Here is a 23738-nt window from a genome sequence, read left to right as displayed (position 1 = left end):
TAACATTATTATTTTAACCGGATTTTCGCAGAGAACAGGCGGTATGTATGGGTGGTAAAGCACAAAAAAGCCCCGTCATTTCTGGCGGGGCAAGGGCAAACAGCAAATTAGCTATTTAACGCAGGTCGTTCCTGAATCTCGATACGCTGCGGGGCGAGGGTTTCTGGCACATTGCGTGTTAAATCAATGTGCAGTAATCCGTTGGTGAACGTCGCGCCAGAGACTTCCATATGTTCAGCGAGGGTGAAGCTCAAACTGAACGGCTGAGTGACCAGCCCCTGATGCAACCATTTGGTCTCTTTTTCCGGCTGCTCCGGGCTACCTTTCACCGTCAGACGCGTGCCTTCCAGTTGAATATCCAGATCTTCCTGACGGAAACCGGCCAACGCAAGGGTAATGCGATAGTGGTTATCGTCGCTTTTTTCGATGTTATAGGGTGGGAAGCTCTGGCTTTCACCGGTGTTTTGCAAGGCGTTGGCCAGTTTGTCAAAACCGATCCATTGACGCAGCAGCGGGGATAAATCGTAGTTACGCATAATCATAATCTCCTTCTAAGAAGCGAGTGAGTACCTGCAAATCCGCAGATTTGCATATGCTCCCTGACGGCGAGCATGGGGATAACAGGCCGCGCAGCGCGGCCCGACAGAATTAATTGATTTCGATACGGCGTGGTTTATTCGCTTCCGGAATCACACGCTCAAGTTCGATATACAGCAGACCGTTCACCAGGTTTGCGCCACGAACATGAATGTTCTCTGCTAACTGGAACTTGCGTTCAAAGTTGCGCTCGGCAATGCCCTGATAAAGGTAAGTACGTTCTTTTTGCTCATCAGCATGAGCGCCTTTCACCACCAGCAGATTATCCTGGGCAGTAATTTCCAGCTCGCTTTCCGCAAACCCCGCCACGGCAATCGCAATGCGGTAATGGTTTTCATCCACCAGCTCAACGTTATACGGAGGGTAGCCGCCATTACTCTGGCTCTGGTTGTTTTCAAGCAGGTTAAACAAACGGTCAAAACCAATAGCGGAACGGTACAGCGGGGATAAATCAAAATTACGCATAATCAATAGCTCCTGAAATCAGCGAGAATATGAGACCTTCCATCATGGACAGGCCAGGCGGACAGAACACCCCTCAGGCATGTTCTTCATTTGTCCTTACCCTAAAAATGGGTCCTGATATGAACTTTTCAAGCGTTTAATGGGGACTTTTTTTGCAGTTTGCTGTCTATGGCATAGACTGGGGGGGAAGCACAGATCGTTAAAGTGCGATAAGCACCACAGTGCGACATGCTGAGGGTATTCTTCCGGGCAATGGAACGCTATAACTCATCATGCAAACACCGTTGATCAACAGATGAATGAATCATGATAAAAAATGTGTTGTTACCGCTAGTGATGTGCGGCGGAATGGTTTTACTGGGTGGTTGCTCAAGCGTAATGTCACATACTGGCGGCAAAGAAGGGACTTATCCTGGCACACGCGCCAGCGCTACGATGATCAGTGAGAGTGATACAAACTGGGGTACAAAGTCTCTGGCAATACTCGACATGCCGTTCACCGCCGTAATGGACACCCTACTCCTGCCATGGGATCTCTTCCGCAAAGATAACTCCGTCAGATCCCGCGTCGAAAGAAGCGAGGAGAGAACGCAGATAACGAACGCCGTTATCCCCCCGGCAGAAATGTCCACGCCCTGATTTAACGCCCGGTTTCCGTCACCCACAGCTGACGGAAACCCTGTACGTCTTCCATCCACGCAATTTGTCGCCCATCCGGTGAGAAAACAACAGCATCCGCAGAAGGCGGATTACTATGCTCCGACGTCAGGAAACAGACATCTCCGCTGTGTGCGTCACAGCAGGCAATTCGGTTCTCCAGCACATACCCCAACCATTTTCCCGATGGATGCCAGTTAAACGCCGACTGAATATCCGTTGCGTGATGGGTAAGCTGACGCGGCTCTCCCCCCTGCGCAGCGATCAGCCAGAGCTGAACAACACCGCGCTCGTCACGCATCAAAAATGCAATCTCCGTGGCCTGCGGATTGCTACGCACCCAGTGACGCGGCGCATTCACCAGTCCGGGGTAAGCGCGACCCTGAGTAAACGTCAGACGACGCTGGGTCACGCCGACTGGCGGTGCGGGCATCAATGATTCTGTTCCTGCCAGAGGCGTTTCTCCCGCCTGTTTCCAGTCGCTTTCTTCACGCGGCAGGTCGACGAGAAACAGCTCCGGCACCTTTTCGCCTTTCACCGACAACGTATCGCCGATAAAGGCCAGCGCATGATCCCCAACCCAGCCCTCTTCATAGGCACGATTAATCTCATCGCTGCCAGGCCTCGGGGTGGGTGTCGTTTGACTGGCCAGCACACACCAGTGGCTACCACTGTATTCACGGGGATTCTGACCCGACACCGTGACCGGTCCCCATGGTGCCGCGACACCGACGTTGCGCAAATCCTGCGCCGGGTCTCGCTCATGCAGGACGTGATCGTTATAGGTGAAGCTGACAAACTCGCCGTTCGGGCTGAAGACATGCACATGGCTACCACCGCGCAGCGCGCCGGGTGTGTATGGGGCGGTGATATCCATCGCGTCCAGGTTGGCAACGTTCCCCTGATGCGCAATGACCCCCCGACGATGGTGAAAATCGTAGTACCACGCAGCATCTGGATTCTCAGGCCCATGAATAAACACATATTTATTCTCTCGTGGATGAACGGTCACCACACCCACATTCGCACCCTGCGTGGCGCGATAAATCACCTCGACGGCCCCAGTTTCAACGTTTACCCGCTCAATGGTTTCCCCGGTAAAAGAGGCCCCCGACGGGCGTACATCGAACACCAGCCACTGGCTATCCGGAGTCCAGGTATTGATATTGGTAAGCTGGTGATGACGTGGCGCAAAGGTGATTTGTTTCATTGCAAGAACCCTGATGCGAGACAATTCCGGCCATCATACTTCACAAGGGCTTCACTTTCAGGTTTTAGCATGCCTCCATCTCAATGACGGCGGGTAAAAAAGATGGAACACTTTGACGTGGCAATTATCGGTTTAGGCCCGGCAGGAGCGGCGCTGGCACGGCATTTGAGTGGAAAGAGGCGTGTCATTGCGCTGGATAAAAAGCGCCAGTGCGGAACGGAAGGCTTCACCAAACCCTGCGGCGGCCTGCTGGCTCCGGATGCCCAGCGTTCGTTTATTCGCGATGGCATCACCTTACCGGTCGATGTGATCGCGAACCCGCAGATTTTCAGCGTTAAAACAGTAGATGTGGCAGCAGCGCTGACGCGTAACTATCAACGCAGTTACATCAATATCAACCGCCACGCGTTTGATTTATGGATGAAATCACTCATCCCTGATGAGGTCGCGGTTTACCACGACAGTCTGTGCAGGAAAATCTGGCGAGAAGGCGACATGTGGCACGTGATTTTTCGCGCTGACGGCTGGGAGCAACACATTACCGCGCGCTATCTGGTTGGCGCCGACGGGGCAAATTCGCTGGTTCGCCGCCATCTGTATCCTGAGCATCAGATCCGTAAATACGTCGCGCTTCAGCAATGGTTCGCTGAAAAACATCCTCAGCCATTTTACTCCTGCATTTTTGATAACGATGTCACGGACTGCTACTCATGGAGTATCAGCAAAGACGGTTATTTTATCTTTGGCGGTGCCTACCCGATGAAAGACGGGCAGGCGCGCTTTGACGCGCTAAAAGCAAAAATGGAAGCCTTCCATTTTCAGTTTGGCAAACCGCTAAAAAGCGAAAAATGCACCGTGCTGTTCCCTTCGCGCTGGGCGGATTTTGTTTGCGGAAAAGACAATGCGTTTCTGATTGGTGAAGCGGCGGGATTTATCAGCGCCAGTTCGCTGGAGGGAATCAGCTACGCTCTGGACAGCGCGGAGATCCTGAAATCCGTCTTTATGCGGGATACGGAGAATCTGAATGACGCCTATCGAAGCGCCACCCGAAAACTGCGCGTGAAGCTCTACGGTAAGATTATCAAGAGTCGGATGTTAACCTCGGCATTGACCAGAAAATGGATTATGCAAAGCGGTGTCGCACATATCCCGCAGAATCACGGGCAGCAGCCCGTCAGAAATCCATGCAAGCAGACAGCCAATACAGCAGCGGAGATGTAGACCTGCGCCCAGGATAAAAAAACCCGCAGCAGATGCGGGTCAGGAAGCGTGTTTTTGCCGGAGGGTGACTGCGCCTTATCTGGACGATAATGACACTGTTGGGTAGGCCTGATAAGCGTAGCGCCATCAGGCAATGAATGATTAGTTCAGCACAAACTTCTCAATAGCGTACGCCACGCCATCGTCCAGGTTAGATTTGGTGACGAAGTTGGCAACCTCTTTTACCGACGAAATTGCGTTGTCCATCGCCACGCCCATGCCAGCAAATTCGATCATCGCAATGTCGTTTTCCTGATCGCCAATGGCCATGATCTCATCGCGTTTAATACCCAGAGCATCGGCCAGCGATTTCACACCCGTGCCTTTATTCACGCGTTTATCCAGAATTTCGAGGAAGTACGGCGCACTTTTCAGCACGGTGTATTTCTCTTTTACCTCTGCCGGAATGCGGGCGATGGCTTTATCGAGGATGGCGGGTTCATCAATCATCATCACTTTCAGGAACTGCGTTGCCGGATCCATTTTCTCCGCTTCACAGAACACCAGCGGGATGGTCGCGACAAAAGATTCATGAACCGTGTAATAGCTGATGTCGCGGTTTGCGGTATACAGCGTGTTGCGATCCAGTGCATGGAAGTGGGAACCGACGTCACGGGAGAGTTGCTCAAGATAGCGATAGTCGTCATAGCTCAACGCTGTTTGCGCAACAGTACTACCATCACTCGCTTTCTGTACCAGCGCACCGTTATAGGTAATGCAGTAATCACCGGGCTGTTCCATGTGAAGCTCTTTCAGGTAGCTGTGAACGCCCGCAAACGGTCGGCCTGTGGTCAGTACCACGTTAACGCCTCGCGCGCGTGCAGCGGCAATTGCCGTTTTGACCGCGGGTGAAATGGTGTGATCGGGCAGCAGAAGTGTGCCATCCATATCGATAGCAATGAGTTTGATAGCCATGAGTTCCCCGGATTAGATGAGTCTGTCCTCATGCTAACGCGATTCCGCTCAAAAAACAGCAACGAAAAGGGGGATGGAAAGGGGAATCGGGATTCCCCTTTTGTAGATCGGTTGTAGGCCGGATAAGGCCTAAGCCGCCATCCGGCAAACGTTAACGAACTGCCTGATGGCGCTTCGCTTATCAGGCCTACAGGAGCAGGCCTGGGTACACGTTAAATATCGATGTTCGCTGCTTTCAGGGCGTTTTCTTCGATAAACGCACGACGCGGTTCAACGGCGTCGCCCATCAGCGTAGTGAACAGTTGGTCAGCAGCAATCGCATCTTTTACCGTTACACGCAGCATACGACGGCTCTCTGGATCCATCGTGGTTTCCCACAACTGTTCCGGGTTCATTTCGCCCAGACCTTTATAGCGCTGAATAGACAGGCCACGACGGGACTCTTTCACCAACCAGTCCAGCGCCTGCTCGAAGCTGGCAATCGGCTGACGGCGCTCGCCACGTTCGATAAACGCGTCGTCTTCGATCAGACCACGCAGTTTTTCACCAAGGGTACAGATACGACGGTATTCACCACCGGTCACAAACTCGTGATCCAGCGGATAGTCGGTATCGACGCCGTGGGTACGCACGCGAATGATCGGTTCGAACAGGTTCAGCTCAGCGTCTTTACGAACCAGGCTATTCCAGGTGCTACCGTGCATTTCGTTTTCATTCAGCACGTTAACCAGCTGGGAAACCCAGGCTGTAACTTTAGCTTCGTCAGCCAGATCGGCTTCGGCCAGCGTCGGTTGGTAGACCAGCTCTTTCAGCAGTGAGCGTGGGTAGCGGCGCTCCATACGACCAATCATTTTCTGTGTGGCGTTGTACTCAGAAACCAGTTTTTCCAGTGCTTCGCCCGCCAGCGCCGGAGCGTGGGCGTTGGTGTGCAGAGTCGCGCCATCCAGAGCAATAGAGATCTGGTACTGATCCATTGCTTCATCGTCTTTAATGTACTGTTCCTGCTTGCCTTTCTTCACTTTGTACAGCGGTGGCTGTGCAATGTAGACGTGACCGCGCTCAACGATTTCCGGCATCTGACGGTAGAAGAACGTCAGCAGCAGCGTACGGATGTGTGAACCATCGACGTCCGCATCCGTCATGATGATGATGCTGTGATAGCGCAGTTTATCCGGGTTGTACTCGTCGCGACCGATGCCGCAACCGAGCGCGGTGATCAGCGTCGCCACTTCCTGAGAAGAGAGCATCTTGTCGAAACGCGCTTTCTCAACGTTAAGGATTTTACCCTTCAGCGGCAGAATTGCCTGGTTCTTACGGTTACGCCCCTGCTTCGCAGAGCCGCCCGCCGAGTCCCCTTCCACCAGGTACAGTTCAGAGTGGGCTGGGTCGCGTTCCTGACAGTCCGCCAGTTTGCCCGGTAGACCAGCTAAGTCCAGCGCGCCTTTACGACGGGTCATTTCACGGGCACGGCGTGCCGCTTCACGCGCACGGGCTGCGTCGATAATCTTGCCAACCACAATTTTGGCGTCGGAAGGGTTTTCCAGCAGATATTCAGCCAACAGTTCGTTCATCTGCTGTTCAACCGCCGATTTCACCTCAGAAGAGACCAGCTTGTCTTTGGTCTGGGAGGAGAATTTCGGATCCGGTACTTTCACGGAAACGACGGCAATCAGACCTTCACGGGCATCGTCGCCGGTGGCGCTGACTTTCGCTTTCTTGCTGTAACCTTCTTTGTCCATGTAGGCGTTCAGGGTACGGGTCATCGCCGCACGGAAGCCTGCAAGGTGAGTACCGCCATCACGCTGCGGAATGTTGTTGGTGAAGCAGTAGATGTTTTCCTGGAAGCCATCGTTCCACTGCAGCGCCACTTCAACGCCGATACCGTCTTTTTCGGTGGAGAAGTAGAAGATATTCGGGTGGATCGGCGTTTTGTTTTTGTTGAGATACTCAACAAACGCCTTGATGCCGCCTTCATAGTGGAAATGATCTTCTTTACCGTCGCGCTTATCGCGCAGACGAATAGAAACGCCGGAGTTCAGGAAGGAGAGTTCACGCAGACGCTTAGCCAGAATGTCGTATTCAAATTCAACGACGTTGGTAAAGGTTTCATGGCTTGGCCAGAAACGGACCTGGGTTCCGGTCACTTCAGTCTCACCGGTCACCGCCAGCGGTGCTTGCGGTACACCGTGCACGTAAGTTTGCTGATGGACTTTACCTTCACGGCGAATCACCAGTTCCAGTTTCTGCGACAGGGCGTTTACTACGGAAACCCCTACGCCGTGCAGACCGCCGGACACTTTATACGAGTTATCATCGAATTTACCGCCTGCGTGCAGAACGGTCATGATAACTTCCGCTGCAGATACGCCCTCTTCCGGGTGAATACCGGTTGGGATACCACGGCCATCATCGGTAACGGACACGGAGTTGTCAGCGTGAATCGTCACCACGATATCTTTACAGTGACCCGCGAGCGCTTCGTCGATAGCGTTATCTACCACCTCGAATACCATGTGGTGCAGACCGGTGCCGTCATCCGTGTCGCCGATATACATACCCGGGCGCTTACGCACCGCATCCAGTCCTTTCAGGACTTTGATACTGGAGGAGTCATAAGAATTCGACATCAACGTTTCTCGCTCATTTTATCTTGGGTTAATCCGTTATTTTACCCTTTTCCACGGTGAACATCTTCGAATTTTTGTCCGACATGTCAAGAACGTGTTCAGCGCTGATTGCGCTGACAAAGACCTGAGATTGCGTCGCTTTTAAGCGGCTGGCCAGCAGCCCACGACGCGCATCATCAAGTTCAGAGGCAAAATCATCTATCAGGTAGAGGCAGCGCCGCCCGCTTTCACGAGTCAGAAACTCCCCTTGCGCCAGACGTAAGGCGCACATCAGCAGCTTTAGCTGCCCACGCGATAAGGTATCTTCAACCGGCGCACCGTCGGCGCGAATGCGGAAGTCCGCTTTATGCGGCCCGTGCGCGGTATAGGTCAACATGCGGTCGCGTTCAAAGCTCCGCTCCAGCACCTCGGCATAATCCGTCTCTTTTTCCCAGCCTCGCTGAAAAGAGAAAGAGAGTGAAAATTCGGGTAAAAATTGCTGGCAGGTATCCGCCATATCGGCAGCGATACCGGCGCTGTACTCCGCGCGCCAGGTGCTGATTTGTTCCGCCAGCGGGATCAGCTCTTTATCCCACGGACGCAGTTGTTCATATCGACTCACCTGGCGCAACGCCGCATTGCGTTGTTTAAGCAAACGCTTGAGATTGCTCCAGGCGGTGAAGAATCCGGTCTCATTATGAAAGCATCCCCAGTCCAGGAACGCTCTTCTGTATTTGGGGCCGCCATTGAGTAAAGTAAACCCCTCTGGCGTAATCAACTGCATCGGCATCAGATGCGCCAGTTCAGCGACCTTGTGGCCGTCAGTGCCGTCAATACGGACTTTGCTGTCGCCCTGCTTGTCTTTGGTCAGACCGATGGCGGTCTCGCGCTCTTCACCCTGCAAACGACCATGAAGAACAAACGATTCCTGCTCGTGGCGAATCACGCGGCCAATCTGCAAACTGCGAAACGCCCGGCCATGGCCGAGTGTATAGATGGCTTCCAGCACACTGGTTTTGCCGCTGCCGTTCGCGCCCACCAGAAAATTAAAGCCGGGAGATAAAGCGAGATCCGCGTTTTCGATATTGCGGAAATCTTTGATGAGTAATCGCGTCAGTGACATATATCAGTACGTTTTCCAGGGGCGTCGGTGTCGCAGGCAGTTCGTCTGCCGCCAGCGCGCAAAAAGCGGAGCGTACACGAAGTACGTGAGCATTTTGAGCACTGCCGGGAGGCGAAATGGCAAGTAAACCAGCCCCTTTCAACACTACAAGCGCATTGGCATAACAACATAGGCTGCGCTTTGAGACGCCGCATCTTCAATTTGCACACTGGAAACCGAGTCGGTCAGCATAATGCGCACGTTTTCGCACTTCAGCGCATTCAGAACATCCAGCACATAGCTGACGTTAAAACCGATCTCCATTTCGGTGCCCGGATAAGTGACGTCCAGAATCTCTTCCGCTTCTTCCTGTTCCGGGTTATTGGCGGTGATTTTGAGCTGGTTTTCGCTCACATACAGACGCACGCCGCGGAACTTCTCATTCGAGAGGATCGCCGCACGGGCGAACGCCTGTTTCAGAATATCGCAGCCCGCTTCCAGATGTTTGTCCGGATTTTTCGGCAATACGCGGCGATAATCAGGGAAACGGCCATCAACCAGCTTGGATGTAAAGATAAAATCGCCGACGTGCGCACGGATGTTGTTGCTGCCAATTTGCACGCGCAGCGGGTTATCGCCGCCATCAAGCATACGCATCAGTTCAATCACGCCTTTACGCGGCACGATCACCGAATGGTTCGGCAGAGATTGTCCGACCGGCATGGAACAGACCGCCAGACGGTGACCATCAGTGGCCACGGTGCGCAGCTCTTCGCCTTCAGTCTCAAACAGCATACCGTTTAAGTAATAGCGAACGTCCTGATGCGCCATGGAAAACTGGGTCGCTTCAATCAGACGCTTCATCGTCGCCTGCGGCAAGGTGAATTCGACTTCGCTCTGCCAGTCATCCAGGTTCGGGAAGTCGGCGGCAGGCAATGTGGAAAGCGAGAAGCGGCTGCGGCCTGAACGCACCAGCATCCGATCGCCTTCCAGCTGAACGGCAATTTCAGCCCCTTCCGGCAAACCACGGCAGATATCAAAGAATTTCCGCGCCGGGACGGTGGTTGCGCCTGTTTCATGAGGCTGAATTAACGCAACGCGCGCCACCATTTCCATTTCAAGGTCGGTGCCGGTCAGAGAAAGCGTACCGTCTGCAACCTGCAGCAACAGGTTACCGAGAATTGGCAGCGTAGGACGACCACCTAGCGGGCCGCTGACCTGCTGAAGCGGTTTTAATAAATGTTCACGTTCAACGGTAAATTTCATAGCGTCACGAAGATAATGTTCTGATTAAATTGGAGAAATCTTCTTTAATATCATGGCTTTCTTCACGCAACTGCTCAATCTTACGGCAGGCATGAAGAACGGTAGTGTGGTCACGCCCACCAAACGCGTCGCCAATTTCCGGCAGACTGTGGTTAGTAAGCTCTTTTGCCAGCGCCATAGCCATCTGACGCGGACGCGCTACCGAGCGAGATCGACGCTTAGAAAGCAGATCCGCAATTTTGATTTTGTAATACTCCGCCACCGTCTTCTGAATATTGTCGATGGTGACCAGTTTTTCCTGCAACGCCAGCAGATCGCGCAGCGCTTCTCGCACAAAATCGATGGTGATAGCGCGGCCGGTAAAGTTCGCGTTGGCGATAACCCGGTTCAGCGCGCCTTCCAGTTCACGTACGTTAGAGCGTAGACGCTTGGCGATAAAGAACGCCACTTCGCCAGGCAAACGAATGTCGTTTTCGTCCGCTTTTTTCATCAGGATCGCGACGCGCGTTTCCAGTTCCGGCGGTTCGATCGCGACCGTTAACCCCCAACCGAAGCGGGATTTCAGACGATCTTCAACGCCATTGATCTCTTTTGGATAACGATCTGACGTCAAAATGATCTGCTGATTACCTTCCAGCAAGGCGTTAAAGGTGTGGAAAAACTCTTCCTGGGATCGTTCTTTATTGGCGAAAAATTGAATATCGTCAATCAGCAACGCGTCAACGGAGCGGTAGTAGCGTTTAAACTCTTCGATCGCATTGTTTTGCAGGGCTTTTACCATGTCCTGTACAAAACGCTCGGAGTGCATATACACCACTTTTGCATTAGGCTTGCGCGCCATAATGCCGTTACCCACTGCATGTAACAGGTGCGTTTTACCTAAACCAGTACCGCCATAAAGGAATAACGGGTTATAGGCGCCGCCTGGGTTGTCCGCGACCTGACGTGCCGCCGCGCGCGCCAACTGGTTGGATTTACCTTCCACGAAGTTATCAAAGGTATGTTTAACGTTGACGTTGGAGCGATAGGTTGGCTCCGCCGGGGCCGGTACGTTGTCCCAACCCGGGCGCGCCGCAGGCGCTGCGCGTTGTGGCTGTACTTGCGCAACATGCGCCGGCGCAACAACATGATTAACAGGCGTCTTTAGCGTCTGAGTAACGGGTTTTGTTCCCACTTCAAAACGCAGTTGCGGGGCATCTGCGCCGCAAAAATTATTCAACAGTCCATTGATGTTATTGAGGTATTTATCCCTTACCCAGTCGAGCACAAAACGGTTTGGCGCATACAAAGCCAGCGTGTTATCGCTCAGTTCCGCCTGCAACGGGCGTATCCACATACTGAACTCTGTGGCTGGTAACTCATCCTGCAATCGGGCAAGACACTGCTGCCAAAGCGAAAGTGACACGGCGGACTCCACTCGAACAAAAGTCGATAATGACAAAGGCTGAAACATTCATGATTGTTGGCGCACGTCGAAAAGACCCTGCATGAGGGTGACGCACGAACCGCTTTCTGCGGTTATACACGGGATCCTAAAGGCGACACCATGGCGCACCTGAAGAATGTCGCGTTAAAGCCTGACCAGGATCCTTTGAAACGATCAGGACCGCGGATCATAGCCTAAACTGCGCGAGAGATCTTCTGTTTCTCACAGATTCTTCCCGATTTATCCACAGGATGATCCAGAAGCGGGTAAGTGTAAACGATCCTGGGGAAGTGCTGCAGGATTTCGCACGCATATTGGAAAAATTAATGAGTAAAGCCACTTTACTGCTTAAACGATCTAATAAAGATCCCGCTCGATCCTTGCGCTTTGCCCGGCAGCCTTTATAATCTTCCCCCCGGCGCGTAATGCCCGTAATCACGGCGTTAACGCTGCTCATTTTCCACGCGAAAACGTGCGAAAAACGCAGGGATTTAAGGAAAGAGAATTGACTCCGGAGTGTACAATTATTACAATCCGGCCTCTTTAATCACCCATGGCTTCGACGTCCGTCGTTCGATGTTTGCTCGGATATCTGTAAAAGCCATTGAATTTATTCAAGTTTAGGTAGAAATCGCCATGAAACGCACTTTTCAACCGTCTGTACTGAAGCGCAACCGTTCTCACGGCTTCCGTGCTCGTATGGCTACTAAAAATGGTCGTCAGGTTCTGGCACGTCGTCGTGCTAAAGGCCGTTCTCGTCTGACCGTTTCCAAGTAATAAAGCTAACCCCTGAGTGGTTAAGCTCGCATTTCCCAGGGAGTTACGTTTGTTAACTCCCAATCATTTCACATTCGTCTTCCAGCAGCCACAACGGGCTGGCACGCCGCAAATCACCATCCTCGGCCGCCTGAATTCGCTGGGGCATCCCCGTATCGGTCTTACCGTCGCCAAGAAAAACGTTCGACGCGCCCATGAACGCAATCGGATTAAACGTCTGACGCGTGAAAGCTTCCGTCTGCGTCAGCACGAGCTTCCAGCAATGGATTTCGTGGTCGTGGCGAAAAAAGGGGTTGCTGACCTCGATAACCGTGCTCTCTCGGAAGCGTTGGAAAAATTATGGCGCCGCCACTGTCGCCTGGCTCGCGGGTCCTGATAGCCCTTATTAGGGTCTATCAACGCCTGATCAGTCCGCTGCTTGGGCCGCATTGTCGTTTCACGCCAACCTGTTCAAGCTACGGAATTGAGGCATTGCGCAGGTTTGGAGTGATAAAAGGCAGTTGGTTGACGGTGAAACGCGTATTAAAATGCCACCCTTTACACCCTGGTGGTGACGATCCCGTCCCACCCGGACCATTTGATACCAGAGAACACTAACGATGGATTCGCAACGCAATCTTTTAGTCATCGCTTTGCTGTTCGTGTCTTTCATGATCTGGCAAGCCTGGGAGCAGGATAAAAATCCGCAACCTCAGACTCAACAGACCACGCAGACAACGACCACCGCAGCGGGTAGCGCCGCAGACCAGGGCGTACCGGCCAGTGGCCAGGGGAAACTGATTACGGTTAAAACCGACGTGCTTGATCTGACCATCAACACCCGTGGTGGTGATGTTGAGCAGGCCCAGCTGCCGGCTTACCCGAAAGAGCTCGGTTCTAAAGAGCCGTTCCAGTTACTGGAAACAACTCCGCAGTTCATTTATCAGGCACAAAGCGGCCTGACAGGTCGTGACGGTCCGGATAACCCGGCTAACGGCCCACGTCCACAGTACAACGTCGAAAAAGACGCCTTTGTACTGGCGGATGGTCAGAACGAACTGCAGATCCCGATGACCTACACTGACTCCGCTGGCAACACGTTTACTAAAACGTTTGTTCTGAAGCGCGGTGAGTATGCTGTCAATGTGAACTACAGCGTGCAGAACGCCGGCGAGAAACCGCTGGAGATTTCCACCTTTGGTCAGCTGAAGCAATCCATCAATCTGCCATCTCATCGCGACACCGGTAGCAGCAACTTTGCGCTGCATACTTTCCGTGGCGCAGCGTACTCCACGCCTGATGAGAAGTATGAGAAATACAAATTCGAGACCATTGCCGAAAACGAAAACCTGAACGTCAGCGCACACAACGGCTGGGTGGCAATGTTGCAACAGTATTTCGCAACGGCATGGGTTCCGCGTAATGACGGCACCAACAACTTCTATACCGCTAATCTGGGTAACGGCATTGCTGCCATCGGCTATAAATCTCAGCCGGTGCTGGTACAGCCAGGTCAGACTGGCGCGATGACCAGCACCCTGTGGGTCGGCCCGGAAATTCAGGATAAAATGGCGGCCGTTGCACCGCACCTGGATCTGACCGTGGATTACGGCTGGTTGTGGTTCATCTCTCAGCCGCTGTTTAAGCTGCTGAAATGGATCCATAGCTTCCTGGGTAACTGGGGCTTCTCCATCATCGTTATCACCTTTATCGTTCGTGGCATCATGTACCCGCTGACCAAAGCGCAGTACACCTCCATGGCGAAGATGCGTATGCTGCAGCCGAAAATTGCGGCAATGCGCGAGCGTCTGGGCGATGACAAACAGCGTCAGAGCCAGGAAATGATGGCACTGTACAAAGCTGAGAAGGTTAACCCGCTGGGCGGCTGCTTCCCGCTGATCATCCAGATGCCAATCTTCCTTGCGCTGTACTACATGCTGATGGGCTCCATTGAACTGCGTCATGCGCCGTTCGCCCTGTGGATCCACGACTTGTCTGCACAAGACCCGTACTACATCCTGCCGATCCTGATGGGCGTGACGATGTTCTTCATCCAGAAGATGTCGCCGACCACAGTGACCGACCCGATGCAGCAGAAGATCATGACCTTTATGCCGGTCATCTTCACCGTGTTCTTCCTGTGGTTCCCGTCAGGTCTGGTGCTGTACTATATCGTCAGCAACCTGGTGACCATTATCCAGCAGCAGCTGATTTACCGTGGTCTGGAGAAACGTGGCCTGCATAGCCGCGAGAAGAAAAGCTCCTGACAGTAAGTCATAGCTCTATGGAAGGCGGTCAAATGACCGCCTTTTTTATTTGTATTCAACGAGACATATCATGAGCCACAACGACACTATCGTCGCCCAGGCTACCCCACCGGGACGCGGTGGCGTCGGCATCCTGCGTATCTCCGGCCTCAAGGCGCGTGAGGTTGCCGAAGTTGTACTGGGCAAGCTGCCAAAACCGCGTTATGCCGACTATCTGCCGTTTAAAGATGCTGATGGCACCGCGCTCGACCAGGGGATCGCGCTGTGGTTCCCCGGTCCGAACTCGTTCACGGGTGAAGACGTACTGGAACTGCAAGGGCACGGCGGCCCGGTGATTCTCGACCTGCTGTTAAAACGCATTCTGACGATCCCTGGTCTGCGCATTGCAAAACCCGGTGAATTCTCCGAACGGGCGTTCCTCAACGATAAGCTCGATCTGGCCCAGGCAGAGGCGATTGCCGACCTGATTGACGCCAGCTCAGAGCAAGCGGCGCGTTCAGCGTTGAACTCTCTGCAAGGGGCGTTTTCCGCGCGTGTAAATCATCTTGTGGAAGCACTCACTCACCTGCGCATCTACGTGGAAGCGGCGATCGATTTCCCGGATGAGGAGATCGATTTCCTGTCGGACGGCAAAATTGAAGCGCAGCTAAATGGCGTTATCGCCGATCTCGATGCCGTGCGTGCTGAAGCGCGTCAGGGCAGCCTGCTGCGTGAAGGGATGAAGGTGGTTATTGCTGGTCGCCCTAACGCGGGTAAATCGAGCCTGCTGAATGCGCTGGCGGGGCGTGAAGCCGCGATTGTGACCGATATAGCCGGGACAACGCGCGACGTACTGCGCGAGCATATTCACATTGACGGTATGCCGCTGCACATCATCGATACCGCCGGTCTGCGCGATGCTAATGATGAGGTAGAACGTATCGGTATTGAGCGCGCGTGGCAGGAGATTGAACAAGCCGACCGCGTGCTGTTTATGGTGGACGGCACAACGACCGCCGCGACTGACCCGACAGAGATCTGGCCGGACTTTATCGCTCGTCTGCCTGCTAAGCTGCCGATCACTGTCGTGCGCAACAAAGCGGATATTACCGGCGAGACGCTGGGTATTAGCGAAGTGAACGAGCACTCACTGGTTCGCCTCTCTGCACGGACAGGTGAAGGCGTGGACGTACTGCGTAACCATCTCAAGCAAAGCATGGGCTTTGAAACCAACATGGAAGGCGGCTTCCTGGCGCGTCGTCGTCATTTGCAGGCGCTGGCCGAAGCCGCTGAGCATCTCCAGCAGGGTAAAGCGCAACTGTTAGGCGCATGGGCTGGCGAACTGCTGGCAGAAGAACTGCGCCTGGCGCAGCAGGCGTTGAGTGAGATTACCGGGGAGTTTACCTCCGACGATCTGCTGGGGCGGATCTTCTCCAGCTTCTGTATCGGCAAGTAAGCAGTATTGCCGGATGGCGGCTAACGCCTTATCCGGCCTCCCCTACGCCTATTGCTCAGTAATCGAAGCGTTACCTGGCAATAGGCGATTTCCTTACAGGAAATCACTGTTGTCCAAATGGCAACTCGTCTCACAGAACACCTCCCCGTATGCTTAGCGTCACGCTTATCGTGAGGACGCTATGACCCGCTTTCTAATCTGCAGTTTTGCCCTGGTTTTACTCTATCCCGCCGGTATTGATATGTATCTGGTGGGTTTACCGCGAATTGCCGCCGATCTGAATGCCAGTGAAGCGCAGTTGCATATTGCGTTTTCCGTCTATCTGGCCGGGATGGCAACCGCCATGCTGTTTGCCGGGAAAGTGGCCGACCGCTCCGGGCGTAAACCTGTGGCTATTGTCGGCGCGGTGATATTCATTTTTGCCTCAACGCTTTGTTCGTTCGCGCAGGACGGTTCGATGTTTTTAACCGGACGCTTTATTCAGGGCATTGGCGCAGGTAGCTGTTATGTGGTGGCTTTTGCCATCTTGCGCGATACCCTGGACGACCGCCGCCGGGCGAAAGTGCTGTCACTGCTTAACGGGATCACCTGTATTGTCCCGGTGCTGGCGCCGGTTCTGGGACATCTGATCATGCTCAGATTTCCATGGCAAAGTCTGTTTTACACCATGATTGCGATGGGCATCGCGGTGTGTCTGCTGTCGCTGTTCATCCTGCGGGAAACGCGTCCAGCCACACATTCATCGTCTTCATGTTCGCCACAGAGTGCCGAGTCGCTAATCAATCGTTTTTTCCTCAGCCGTCTGGCGATCACCACACTGAGCGTCTCCGTGATCCTCACTTTTGTGAATACCTCACCGGTTCTGCTGATGGAAGTGATGGGGTTTGATCGCGGTGAATATGCCACCACCATGGCACTGACCGCAGGTGTCAGTATGGCCGTTTCGTTCTCAACGCCATTTGCGTTAGGCGTGTTTAAGCCACGTACATTAATGGTTACCTCACAGGGGCTGTTTCTGGCGGCAGGCGTGGTGCTCAGCCTCGCCACCAGCAACGCGGTGACACTGTTTGGTCTGACGCTTATCTGCGCGGGTTTCTCGGTCGGCTTTGGCGTGGCAATGAGCCAGGCGCTGGGTCCCTTTTCTTTGCGGGCTGGTGTCGCCAGTTCAGCGCTGGGTATTGCACAGGTCTGCGGTTCGTCGCTGTGGATTTGGCTGGCAGCCATTGTCGGCATCAATGCGTTGAATATGCTGATCGGGATTCTGATTGGTTGTAGCATAGTCAGCCTCTTGCTGATTATGCTCGTCGCACCCAACAGGTCTGCACCCGACCATGAAGAAATCCATCACCAGTCTCGATCTTAATTTGTTGTTATGCCTGCAGCTTCTGATGCAGGAGCGCAGCGTAACCAAAGCGGCGAAACGGATGAGCGTTACCCCTTCGGCGGTGAGCAAATCGCTGTCGAAGTTGCGGGCATGGTTCGACGACCCGCTGTTCGTGAATACGCCGCTCGGGCTGACGCCAACGCCGCTGATGCTGAGTATGGAGCAGAATCTGGCAGACTGGATGCAGATGGGCAATCAGCTGCTGGATAAGCCGCATAACGAAACGCCACGAGGGCTGAAGTTCGATCTGGTCGCCGAGACGCCCCTGATGATGATCATGTTCAATACGTTGTCGCAGCAGATCTATCAGCGCTATCCGCAGGCCTCCATTAAAGTACGCAACTGGGATTACGACTCGCTGGACGCCATCACGCGCGGTGAGGTAGATATTGGTTTTACCGGGCGTGAGAGCCATCCACGTTCGCGAGAGTTACTGAGTCTGCTGCCTTTATCGATCGATTTTGAAGTGCTGTTCACCGACTTACCGTGGGTATGGTTGCGGGAAGATCATCCGGCGCTGCGGGAAGAGTGGAATCTTGAGACCTTCCTGCGCTATCCGCATATCAGCATCTGCTGGGAACAAAGCGATACCTGGGCGCTCGATGACGTGCTGCAGGAGATGGGGCGTAAACGCAACATCGCCTTAAGTCTGCCTGGATTTGAACAATCGTTGTTTATGGCGGCACAACCCGATCACTCGCTTCTGGCGACCGCGCCGCTTTATTGCCAGCGTTATAACCAACTCCACCAACTCCCGTTAGTTGCGCGTCCCTTGCCTTTTGACGCCGCACAGCGGGAAAAACTCATGGTGCCGTTCACCCTCCTCTGGCATAAACGCAACAGCCATAACCCGAAAATTGTCTGGTTAAGAGAAACTCTTAAAGCCCTCTACAGCCCCCTTTCCTGACGCTAAATTCACCACTTAGGTAAGGGAAATGTAAATGTCGCGTAAGGTATTCTGATTCAGTCGAACTTTTGAGCTGTTAAGTCTGTCCATAATTCATGTAAATGTTACTCTCGTAATAATCACGGACCATTAATCACGGAGCGAAAAATGGCGACACATTTTGCCAGAGGGATTCTTACGGAGGGACATCTGGTTTCAGTCCGGCTCCCTTCTCAATGTCATATTGAGGCCAGCAATCTTCCCACTCATCGCCGCACGCGGTTCCTTGCCTCCCGGGCCTTACTCGCTGAACTGATGTTTATGCTTTATGGCATCAGCGAACTACCAGAGATCACTATCCAGGCGAAAGGCAAACCCACGTTTCGCGATCGCAACCTGCCCGATTTCTCCATCGCGTACGCCGGAAATATGGTCGGCATTGCGCTGACAACCGAAGGCGAATGCGGTCTGGACATGGAGTTGCAACGCGCAACCCGTGGCTTTCACAGCCCACATTCAGCAGGAAACCCGGTGTTCTCCAGCAATGAAACCCTGTGGATCAACAATCAAAACGATCCTAATGAAGCACGTGCGCAGCTCATCACCTTGCGCCAGAGCGTACTGAAACTCACTGGCGATGTCCTCAACGATGACCCACGAGAGCTCCAGTTGATCCCCGTTGCCGGTCGTCTTAAGTGTGCCCATGTTGCGCAGATCGAAGCCCTCTGTGATGCGGAAGATGTGCTGGTATGGTCGGTTGCCGTCTCGCCCTCCATTGAAAAGCTGAAGGTTTGGGAGTTTGATAGTCATCAGGGGTGGAAAAGCCTGCCCGATATCCAGACTCGCGCCAATGCCCCCACCGGTCGCCTGATGCGATTCGCCCAATTATCCACCGTTAAATCTTGTACACATAACTGACCCGGCCACATCCCGGCCATCATGATGAAAAAGGAGTAATCATGTCTGAAACGTTGAAGGTTGTTACGTTACTGGGAAGCCTGCGCAAAGGCTCATTTAATGGGATGGTTGCCCGTACCCTGCCAAAAATTGCCCCTACAGGCATGGAAGTCAACGCATTACCGTCCATTGGCAACATCCCATTGTATGACGCCGATCTGCAACAAGAGGAAGGTTTTCCGCAGAGCGTAGAAGCGCTGGCGGATCAAATTCGTCAAGCGGATGGGGTGGTCATTGTGACGCCGGAATATAACTACTCCGTGCCGGGTGGCCTGAAAAACGCCATCGACTGGCTGTCCCGCCTACCCGACCAGCCACTGTCCGGAAAACCCGTGCTGATCCAGACCAGTTCAATGGGAGCTATCGGCGGCGCGCGCTGTCAGTATCATCTGCGTCAGATTCTGGTCTTCCTCGATGCCATGGTAATGAATAAGCCTGAATTTATGGGCGGCGTGATTCAAAACAAAGTGGACCCGCAAAACGGTGAAGTGATTGACCAAAGCACCCTGGATCATCTGACCGGTCAACTGACCGCGTTTGGCGATTACATTCAGCGCGTGAAAGCGTAAAAGAAAAAGCCCGGCACACTGCCGGGCTTTGATTTGAAATGATTAATGTGGTTATGACTGATGGCGCTTCGCTTATCAGGCCTACGTTCTTCTGTAGGTCAGGTAAGCGTTAGCGCCACCTGACACCACAAGCCGCACCTTAGTGCGCGTCGATAAACACAATCTTCAGAATGAACAGCAACGCCACAACGACCACGCAAGGGCTGAGATCGCGCAAGCGGCCGGTGCCGATTTTCATCACACAGTAAGAGATAAAGCCCAGCGCGATACCTTCAGTAATAGAGAAACTGAACGGCATCATCACGGCGGTGATAAAGGCGGGCACTGACTCCGTCAAGTCGTCCCACTTCACGCGTGCAAGGCTGGAGGTCATCAATACACCGACATAAATCAGCGCACCCGCGGCCGCATAACCCGGCACCATTCCCGCCAGCGGCGACAGGAAGATAACCAGCAGGAACAGCAAACCCACGACTACTGCCGTCAGACCGGTACGTCCACCGACAGAAACACCGGAAGAAGATTCAATATACGCCGTCACGGAAGAGGTACCGATAAACGAACCCGCCACCGATGATACGCTGTCGACAAACAGCGCCTGCTTCATGCGTGGGAACTTCCCTTTCTCATCGGCCAGACCCGCTTTGTCGGTCACGCCAATCAGCGTACCGGAGGAGTCAAACAGGTTAACCAACATGAAAGAGAAAATGACGCCGGCCAGGCCCAGATTCAACGAACCAGCCAGATCCACATGGCCAATTACAGTAGTGACGCTTGGCGGCGCAGAGACGATACCGTTGTAGTGCACATCACCCAACATCCAGCCCAGCAACGTTGTGACCACGATAGACACCAGCACCGCAGCGTGAATGTTGCGCGATGCCAGAATAGCGATGATAAAGAACCCCAGCACGCCCAGCAGAACGCTGTGCGACGTCAGATTTCCAATCGCCACCAGCGTGTCTTTATTCGCGACAATGACACCGGCATTTTTCAGCCCCATCATACCAATGAACAGGCCTATACCGCTGGTGATACCTACACGCAGACTAACCGGAATATTGGCGATCATCCAATAACGTACGCGGAAGATGGTCAACAACAGCAGACCAACAGCGCCCCAGAAAATGGCGCCCATTCCCACCTGCCACGGCAGGCCCATTGCCTGAACCACAACAAACGCGAAGAAGGCGTTCAGACCCATTGCAGGCGCCAGCGCGACCGGCAGGTTGGCGAACAGGCCCATCAGGATGCTACCAAATGCAGCAATCAAACAGGTGGTGACGAAGACAGCACTGGTATCCATGCCAGCAACGCCAAGAATTTGTGGGTTAACAAAAACGATATAGACCATCGTCAGGAAGGTCGTGAAACCGGCGATCACTTCGGTGCGGGCCGTCGTGCCGTGTTCGCGCAGTTTAAACACGCGTTCCAGCATACCCTGACCAGAAGCCTGGGTTGTGTGTTGTTGACTCATAATCAATTTCCGAACAAGGAGGGAAAAATCCGTCGCTATCCTATACCAAAATGCGACAATAGGGGCGGTTGCGAGATACTTTTTTTCTTTGATTTTACTAATACGTCAACGATTGCGTCTCTCAATTCAGCATTACGTAAACGTTAAACTTGTAAAAAAGGAAAGGCATGTCCCAGATTGAAGCGGTATTTTTCGACTGCGACGGTACGCTGGTCGACAGCGAAGTGATCTGTTCCCGTGCGTATGTCGCCATGTTCCAGGAGTTTGGCATAAAGCTCGATCTTGAAGAGGTGTTTGAACGCTTTAAGGGCATAAAACTCTACGAGATCATCGACATCATCAACGAAGAGCATCATATTCAGTTGGCGAAAACTGAGCTGGAACGCGTCTTCCGCGCCGAGGTCGCACGCCTGTTCGACACGGAACTAGAGGTGATCGCGGGTGCAAACGCATTGCTGGACAGCATGGCGGTGCCAATCTGCGTAGTCTCTAACGGGCCGGTCAGCAAAATGCAGCATTCGCTGGGAAAACTGGGCATGTTGCACCACTTCCCGGAAAAACTGTTCAGCGGCTACGATATTCAACGCTGGAAGCCTGATCCGGCGCTGATGTTCCACGCAGCGAAAGCGATGAACGTCAATGTGGAGAACTGCATTCTGGTGGATGACTCTTCAGCTGGCGCACAGTCAGGAATTGATGCGGGTATGGAGGTGTTTTACTTCTGCGCCGATCCGCACAACAAACCGATCGATCATCCAAAAGTAACGACCTTTACCGATTTGGCGCAATTGCCGGAATTGTGGAAGGCGCGCGGATGGGATATTACGCGTTAATTTCGTCGGAATGGTCAATTCAGTGTAGGCCGGATAAGCGTTAGCACCATCCGGCTAATTGCCCGGTGGCGCATGCTTACCGGGCCTACAGAAAGCACAAATATCACTCTTTTGGGTCTTTACCCGCCAGCAGTTTATCCAGCTCATCCCCCCCGACGTGACGGAAATCCTGCCCTTTCACGAAGTAGAAGATGTATTCACAAATGTTCTGGCAGCGGTCGCCGATACGTTCAATCGATCGTGCGCAGAACAGCGCCGTCAGCACGCTCGGAATGGTTCGCGGATCTTCCATCATGTACGTCATCAGCTGACGCACGATGCCTTCATATTCCTGGTCGACTTTTTTGTCTTCACGGTAGATACGTACCGCTTCGTCCAGATCCATACGCGCAAACGCATCCAGAACATCATGCAGCATCTGTACGGTATGGCGACCCAACGATTCCAGGCTCACCAACAGCGGCTGATGCTGAGAAGAGAACTTCTCCAGCGCGGTACGACAGATTTTATCGGCAACGTCGCCAATGCGTTCCAGCTCCGCGATGGTTTTGATGATCGCCATCACCAGACGCAGGTCGCTGGCCGTTGGCTGACGCTTGGCGATGATGCGCACGCAGGCTTCATCAATCGCGACTTCCATCATGTTGACCTGTTTGTCGCCTTCAATCACGCGCTTTGCCAGTTCACCGTCCTGGTTGTGCATGGCGGTAATGGCGTCAGACAGTTGCTGTTCCACCATTCCGCCCATGGTCATCACCTGAGTGCGAATGCTCTCCAGTTCAGCGTTGAACTGGCCGGAAATGTGTTTATTGAGATTGAGGTTATCCATGTTGCACTCCTGAATCAGCCGTAGCGACCGGTGATGTAGTCTTCTGTTTGCTTTTTAGCGGGCTTGGTGAACAGATCGTCCGTGTTGCTGAACTCAATCAACTCGCCCAAATACATAAACGCCGTGTGGTCGGAACAACGCGCCGCCTGCTGCATGTTGTGCGTTACGATAACCACGGTGTAATCCTGCTTCAGCTCGGTGATCAGCTCTTCAATGCGCCCAGTGGAAATAGGGTCCAGCGCTGAACATGGCTCATCCAGCAGCAACACTTCCGGACGAATAGCGATACCGCGCGCGATGCACAGACGCTGTTGCTGACCACCGGAGAGAGAGTACCCGCTCTGGTGCAATTTATCTTTGGTTTCGTTCCACAATGCGGCCTTGGTCAAAGCCCACTGAACACGCTCATCCATGTCGGCACGGGAGAGCTTCTCAAACAGGCGCACGCCAAACGCGATATTGTCGTAAATGGACATCGGGAACGGTGTCGGCTTCTGAAACACCATGCCCACTTTAGCGCGCAGCAGCGCGATATCCTGGGTATTGGTGAGAATATTGTCGCCATCCAGCAGAATTTCGCCTTCCGCACGTTGATCGGGGTACAGCGAATACATTTTGTTAAAGGTGCGCAGCAACGTGGATTTACCACAGCCAGACGGACCGATGAATGCCGTAACCTGGTTCTTCGCGATATCCAGGTTGATGTTCTTCAGGGCATGGAATTTGCCATAGTAGAAGTTCAAATCACGAACCTGAATCTTACCTGGGGCTGTCTCAACCATACTCATTTCAATCTCTTCCTCATTCGACGCCGCATTCGCCGCGCCGCAAAATTGTGCCT

The 23738-nt window shown here is 53.3% G+C and carries 24 protein-coding genes and 1 other annotated feature; of the genes, 13 read left to right on the top strand and 11 right to left on the bottom strand.

Annotated elements, in window-relative coordinates; translation table 11 throughout:
• Nucleotides 1–107 precede the first annotated feature (107 nt).
• Together ibpB and ibpA are read right to left on the bottom strand one after the other, a co-directional pair.
• Nucleotides 108–536 carry a small heat shock chaperone IbpB gene (gene ibpB / locus AC07NP_RS03415; RefSeq protein WP_276293415.1) on the bottom strand — a complete coding sequence of 143 codons (429 nt, stop codon included), beginning with the start codon at nucleotides 534–536 and terminating at the stop codon, nucleotides 108–110.
• 112 nt (nucleotides 537–648) lie between these two features.
• Nucleotides 649–1062, bottom strand: coding sequence for a small heat shock chaperone IbpA (gene ibpA / locus AC07NP_RS03410; protein WP_001532742.1), 414 nt, complete (start codon nucleotides 1060–1062; stop codon nucleotides 649–651).
• Nucleotides 1056–1128 (bottom strand) — a sequence feature (ROSE (Repression Of Heat Shock gene Expression) occurs in the 5'-region of heat shock genes and acts as an RNA thermometer to modulate expression.). Its footprint overlaps the gene before it by 7 nt.
• 240 nt (nucleotides 1129–1368) lie before the next feature.
• Between ibpA and AC07NP_RS03405 the strand changes: the two genes are divergently transcribed.
• On the top strand, nucleotides 1369–1701 hold the full coding sequence (locus tag AC07NP_RS03405; protein WP_494659583.1) for a YceK/YidQ family lipoprotein: 333 nt from the start codon (nucleotides 1369–1371) through the stop codon (nucleotides 1699–1701).
• A gap of 1 nt (nucleotide 1702) precedes the next feature.
• Here the strand turns inward: AC07NP_RS03405 and AC07NP_RS03400 are convergent, their stop codons facing one another.
• Nucleotides 1703–2929 carry a YidR family protein gene (locus AC07NP_RS03400; protein ID WP_494659582.1) on the bottom strand — a complete coding sequence of 409 codons (1227 nt, stop codon included), beginning with the start codon at nucleotides 2927–2929 and terminating at the stop codon, nucleotides 1703–1705.
• A gap of 102 nt (nucleotides 2930–3031) precedes the next feature.
• Here AC07NP_RS03400 and cbrA point away from each other — a divergent pair, with 102 nt between their 5' ends.
• A complete protein-coding gene (gene cbrA / locus AC07NP_RS03395; RefSeq protein WP_494659581.1) occupies nucleotides 3032–4150 on the top strand; it encodes a colicin M resistance lipid reductase CbrA in 1119 nt (372 codons plus the stop codon).
• Between the two features lie 141 nt (nucleotides 4151–4291).
• Here the strand turns inward: cbrA and yidA are convergent, their stop codons facing one another.
• The 5 genes from yidA to dnaA all read right to left on the bottom strand — a co-directional run bounded on the left by yidA (nucleotide 4292) and on the right by dnaA (nucleotide 11483).
• On the bottom strand, nucleotides 4292–5104 hold the full coding sequence (gene yidA, locus AC07NP_RS03390; protein ID WP_494659580.1) for a sugar-phosphatase: 813 nt from the start codon (nucleotides 5102–5104) through the stop codon (nucleotides 4292–4294).
• Nucleotides 5105–5316: 212 nt separating this feature from the next.
• Nucleotides 5317–7731, bottom strand: a complete 2415-nt coding sequence (gene gyrB, locus AC07NP_RS03385; RefSeq protein ID WP_494659579.1) for a DNA topoisomerase (ATP-hydrolyzing) subunit B — start codon at nucleotides 7729–7731, stop codon at nucleotides 5317–5319.
• Between the two features lie 28 nt (nucleotides 7732–7759).
• Nucleotides 7760–8833, bottom strand: coding sequence for a DNA replication/repair protein RecF (recF, locus tag AC07NP_RS03380; protein WP_494659578.1), 1074 nt, complete (start codon nucleotides 8831–8833; stop codon nucleotides 7760–7762).
• Nucleotides 8834–8977: 144 nt separating this feature from the next.
• Entirely contained in the window at nucleotides 8978–10078 is a 1101-nt protein-coding gene (gene dnaN, locus AC07NP_RS03375; protein WP_494659577.1) for a DNA polymerase III subunit beta, read from the bottom strand.
• A gap of 4 nt (nucleotides 10079–10082) precedes the next feature.
• The gene (gene dnaA, locus AC07NP_RS03370; protein WP_162382320.1) at nucleotides 10083–11483 is read right to left on the bottom strand and encodes a chromosomal replication initiator protein DnaA; all 1401 of its coding nucleotides are present in this window, start codon (nucleotides 11481–11483) and stop codon (nucleotides 10083–10085) included.
• A gap of 272 nt (nucleotides 11484–11755) precedes the next feature.
• On the opposite strand from dnaA, the gene AC07NP_RS03365 reads away from it, so the two are divergent.
• The 10 genes from AC07NP_RS03365 to AC07NP_RS03320 all read left to right on the top strand — a co-directional run bounded on the left by AC07NP_RS03365 (nucleotide 11756) and on the right by AC07NP_RS03320 (nucleotide 19758).
• Nucleotides 11756–11911, top strand: coding sequence for a hypothetical protein (locus AC07NP_RS03365; RefSeq protein WP_494659576.1), 156 nt, complete (start codon nucleotides 11756–11758; stop codon nucleotides 11909–11911).
• A gap of 229 nt (nucleotides 11912–12140) precedes the next feature.
• Complete coding sequence (gene rpmH / locus AC07NP_RS03360) at nucleotides 12141–12281, top strand: 50S ribosomal protein L34 (protein WP_003849659.1); 141 nt, start codon at nucleotides 12141–12143, stop codon at nucleotides 12279–12281.
• Between the two features lie 16 nt (nucleotides 12282–12297).
• Nucleotides 12298–12657: a ribonuclease P protein component gene (gene rnpA, locus AC07NP_RS03355; RefSeq protein ID WP_042287256.1), complete on the top strand. Its 360-nt coding sequence runs from the start codon at nucleotides 12298–12300 to the stop codon at nucleotides 12655–12657.
• Nucleotides 12621–12878 (top strand): membrane protein insertion efficiency factor YidD, encoded by a 258-nt coding sequence (gene yidD, locus AC07NP_RS03350; RefSeq protein ID WP_001307474.1) that lies wholly within the window; start codon nucleotides 12621–12623, stop codon nucleotides 12876–12878. Before rnpA ends, yidD begins: the two co-directional genes overlap by 37 nt.
• 2 nt (nucleotides 12879–12880) lie before the next feature.
• Nucleotides 12881–14527, top strand: coding sequence for a membrane protein insertase YidC (gene yidC, locus AC07NP_RS03345; protein ID WP_203359510.1), 1647 nt, complete (start codon nucleotides 12881–12883; stop codon nucleotides 14525–14527).
• A gap of 70 nt (nucleotides 14528–14597) precedes the next feature.
• Complete coding sequence (gene mnmE, locus AC07NP_RS03340) at nucleotides 14598–15962, top strand: tRNA uridine-5-carboxymethylaminomethyl(34) synthesis GTPase MnmE (protein WP_494659575.1); 1365 nt, start codon at nucleotides 14598–14600, stop codon at nucleotides 15960–15962.
• A gap of 181 nt (nucleotides 15963–16143) precedes the next feature.
• The gene (locus AC07NP_RS03335) at nucleotides 16144–17325 is read left to right on the top strand and encodes an MFS transporter (protein WP_494659574.1); all 1182 of its coding nucleotides are present in this window, start codon (nucleotides 16144–16146) and stop codon (nucleotides 17323–17325) included.
• Nucleotides 17294–18253 carry an HTH-type transcriptional regulator YidZ gene (yidZ, locus tag AC07NP_RS03330; protein ID WP_494659573.1) on the top strand — a complete coding sequence of 320 codons (960 nt, stop codon included), beginning with the start codon at nucleotides 17294–17296 and terminating at the stop codon, nucleotides 18251–18253. Before AC07NP_RS03335 ends, yidZ begins: the two co-directional genes overlap by 32 nt.
• Before the next feature lie 147 nt (nucleotides 18254–18400).
• Nucleotides 18401–19150 (top strand): 4'-phosphopantetheinyl transferase family protein, encoded by a 750-nt coding sequence (locus AC07NP_RS03325; protein ID WP_494659572.1) that lies wholly within the window; start codon nucleotides 18401–18403, stop codon nucleotides 19148–19150.
• A 41-nt stretch (nucleotides 19151–19191) separates the two neighbouring features.
• Entirely contained in the window at nucleotides 19192–19758 is a 567-nt protein-coding gene (locus tag AC07NP_RS03320) for an NADPH-dependent FMN reductase (RefSeq protein WP_494659571.1), read from the top strand.
• Nucleotides 19759–19897: 139 nt separating this feature from the next.
• Here AC07NP_RS03320 and adeP read toward each other — a convergent pair whose 3' ends face one another.
• Nucleotides 19898–21235, bottom strand: a complete 1338-nt coding sequence (gene adeP / locus AC07NP_RS03315; RefSeq protein WP_203359504.1) for an adenine permease AdeP — start codon at nucleotides 21233–21235, stop codon at nucleotides 19898–19900.
• A gap of 167 nt (nucleotides 21236–21402) precedes the next feature.
• Here adeP and yieH point away from each other — a divergent pair, with 167 nt between their 5' ends.
• Nucleotides 21403–22068 (top strand): 6-phosphogluconate phosphatase, encoded by a 666-nt coding sequence (yieH, locus tag AC07NP_RS03310; protein ID WP_494659570.1) that lies wholly within the window; start codon nucleotides 21403–21405, stop codon nucleotides 22066–22068.
• Between the two features lie 103 nt (nucleotides 22069–22171).
• Here yieH and phoU read toward each other — a convergent pair whose 3' ends face one another.
• Both phoU and pstB read right to left on the bottom strand, forming a co-directional pair.
• On the bottom strand, nucleotides 22172–22897 hold the full coding sequence (gene phoU, locus AC07NP_RS03305; RefSeq protein ID WP_162382308.1) for a phosphate signaling complex protein PhoU: 726 nt from the start codon (nucleotides 22895–22897) through the stop codon (nucleotides 22172–22174).
• A 14-nt stretch (nucleotides 22898–22911) separates the two neighbouring features.
• Nucleotides 22912–23685 (bottom strand): phosphate ABC transporter ATP-binding protein PstB, encoded by a 774-nt coding sequence (gene pstB, locus AC07NP_RS03300; RefSeq protein ID WP_162382307.1) that lies wholly within the window; start codon nucleotides 23683–23685, stop codon nucleotides 22912–22914.
• Nucleotides 23686–23738: the final 53 nt, after the last annotated feature.

Source organism: Citrobacter sp. GW821-FHT07H02 (assembly GCF_059418505.1).
The sequence above is the reverse complement of the archived record's forward strand: the minus strand, read 5'-3'. Positions and strand labels throughout refer to the sequence as shown.

What these genes read in the sequence shown, in the direction of transcription:
- ibpB (WP_276293415.1), bottom strand. Translation starts at nt 536, where the DNA reads ATGCGTAACTACGATTTATCCCCGCTGCTGCGTCAATGGATCGGTTTT.
- ibpA (WP_001532742.1), bottom strand. Translation starts at nt 1,062, where the DNA reads ATGCGTAATTTTGATTTATCCCCGCTGTACCGTTCCGCTATTGGTTTT.
- AC07NP_RS03405 (WP_494659583.1), top strand. Translation starts at nt 1,369, where the DNA reads ATGATAAAAAATGTGTTGTTACCGCTAGTGATGTGCGGCGGAATGGTT.
- AC07NP_RS03400 (WP_494659582.1), bottom strand. Translation starts at nt 2,929, where the DNA reads ATGAAACAAATCACCTTTGCGCCACGTCATCACCAGCTTACCAATATC.
- cbrA (WP_494659581.1), top strand. Translation starts at nt 3,032, where the DNA reads ATGGAACACTTTGACGTGGCAATTATCGGTTTAGGCCCGGCAGGAGCG.
- yidA (WP_494659580.1), bottom strand. Translation starts at nt 5,104, where the DNA reads ATGGCTATCAAACTCATTGCTATCGATATGGATGGCACACTTCTGCTG.
- gyrB (WP_494659579.1), bottom strand. Translation starts at nt 7,731, where the DNA reads ATGTCGAATTCTTATGACTCCTCCAGTATCAAAGTCCTGAAAGGACTG.
- recF (WP_494659578.1), bottom strand. Translation starts at nt 8,833, where the DNA reads ATGTCACTGACGCGATTACTCATCAAAGATTTCCGCAATATCGAAAAC.
- dnaN (WP_494659577.1), bottom strand. Translation starts at nt 10,078, where the DNA reads ATGAAATTTACCGTTGAACGTGAACATTTATTAAAACCGCTTCAGCAG.
- AC07NP_RS03365 (WP_494659576.1), top strand. Translation starts at nt 11,756, where the DNA reads ATGATCCAGAAGCGGGTAAGTGTAAACGATCCTGGGGAAGTGCTGCAG.
- rpmH (WP_003849659.1), top strand. Translation starts at nt 12,141, where the DNA reads ATGAAACGCACTTTTCAACCGTCTGTACTGAAGCGCAACCGTTCTCAC.
- yidD (WP_001307474.1), top strand. Translation starts at nt 12,621, where the DNA reads ATGGCGCCGCCACTGTCGCCTGGCTCGCGGGTCCTGATAGCCCTTATT.
- yidC (WP_203359510.1), top strand. Translation starts at nt 12,881, where the DNA reads ATGGATTCGCAACGCAATCTTTTAGTCATCGCTTTGCTGTTCGTGTCT.
- mnmE (WP_494659575.1), top strand. Translation starts at nt 14,598, where the DNA reads ATGAGCCACAACGACACTATCGTCGCCCAGGCTACCCCACCGGGACGC.
- AC07NP_RS03335 (WP_494659574.1), top strand. Translation starts at nt 16,144, where the DNA reads ATGACCCGCTTTCTAATCTGCAGTTTTGCCCTGGTTTTACTCTATCCC.
- yidZ (WP_494659573.1), top strand. Translation starts at nt 17,294, where the DNA reads ATGAAGAAATCCATCACCAGTCTCGATCTTAATTTGTTGTTATGCCTG.
- AC07NP_RS03325 (WP_494659572.1), top strand. Translation starts at nt 18,401, where the DNA reads ATGGCGACACATTTTGCCAGAGGGATTCTTACGGAGGGACATCTGGTT.
- AC07NP_RS03320 (WP_494659571.1), top strand. Translation starts at nt 19,192, where the DNA reads ATGTCTGAAACGTTGAAGGTTGTTACGTTACTGGGAAGCCTGCGCAAA.
- adeP (WP_203359504.1), bottom strand. Translation starts at nt 21,235, where the DNA reads ATGAGTCAACAACACACAACCCAGGCTTCTGGTCAGGGTATGCTGGAA.
- yieH (WP_494659570.1), top strand. Translation starts at nt 21,403, where the DNA reads ATGTCCCAGATTGAAGCGGTATTTTTCGACTGCGACGGTACGCTGGTC.
- phoU (WP_162382308.1), bottom strand. Translation starts at nt 22,897, where the DNA reads ATGGATAACCTCAATCTCAATAAACACATTTCCGGCCAGTTCAACGCT.
- pstB (WP_162382307.1), bottom strand. Translation starts at nt 23,685, where the DNA reads ATGAGTATGGTTGAGACAGCCCCAGGTAAGATTCAGGTTCGTGATTTG.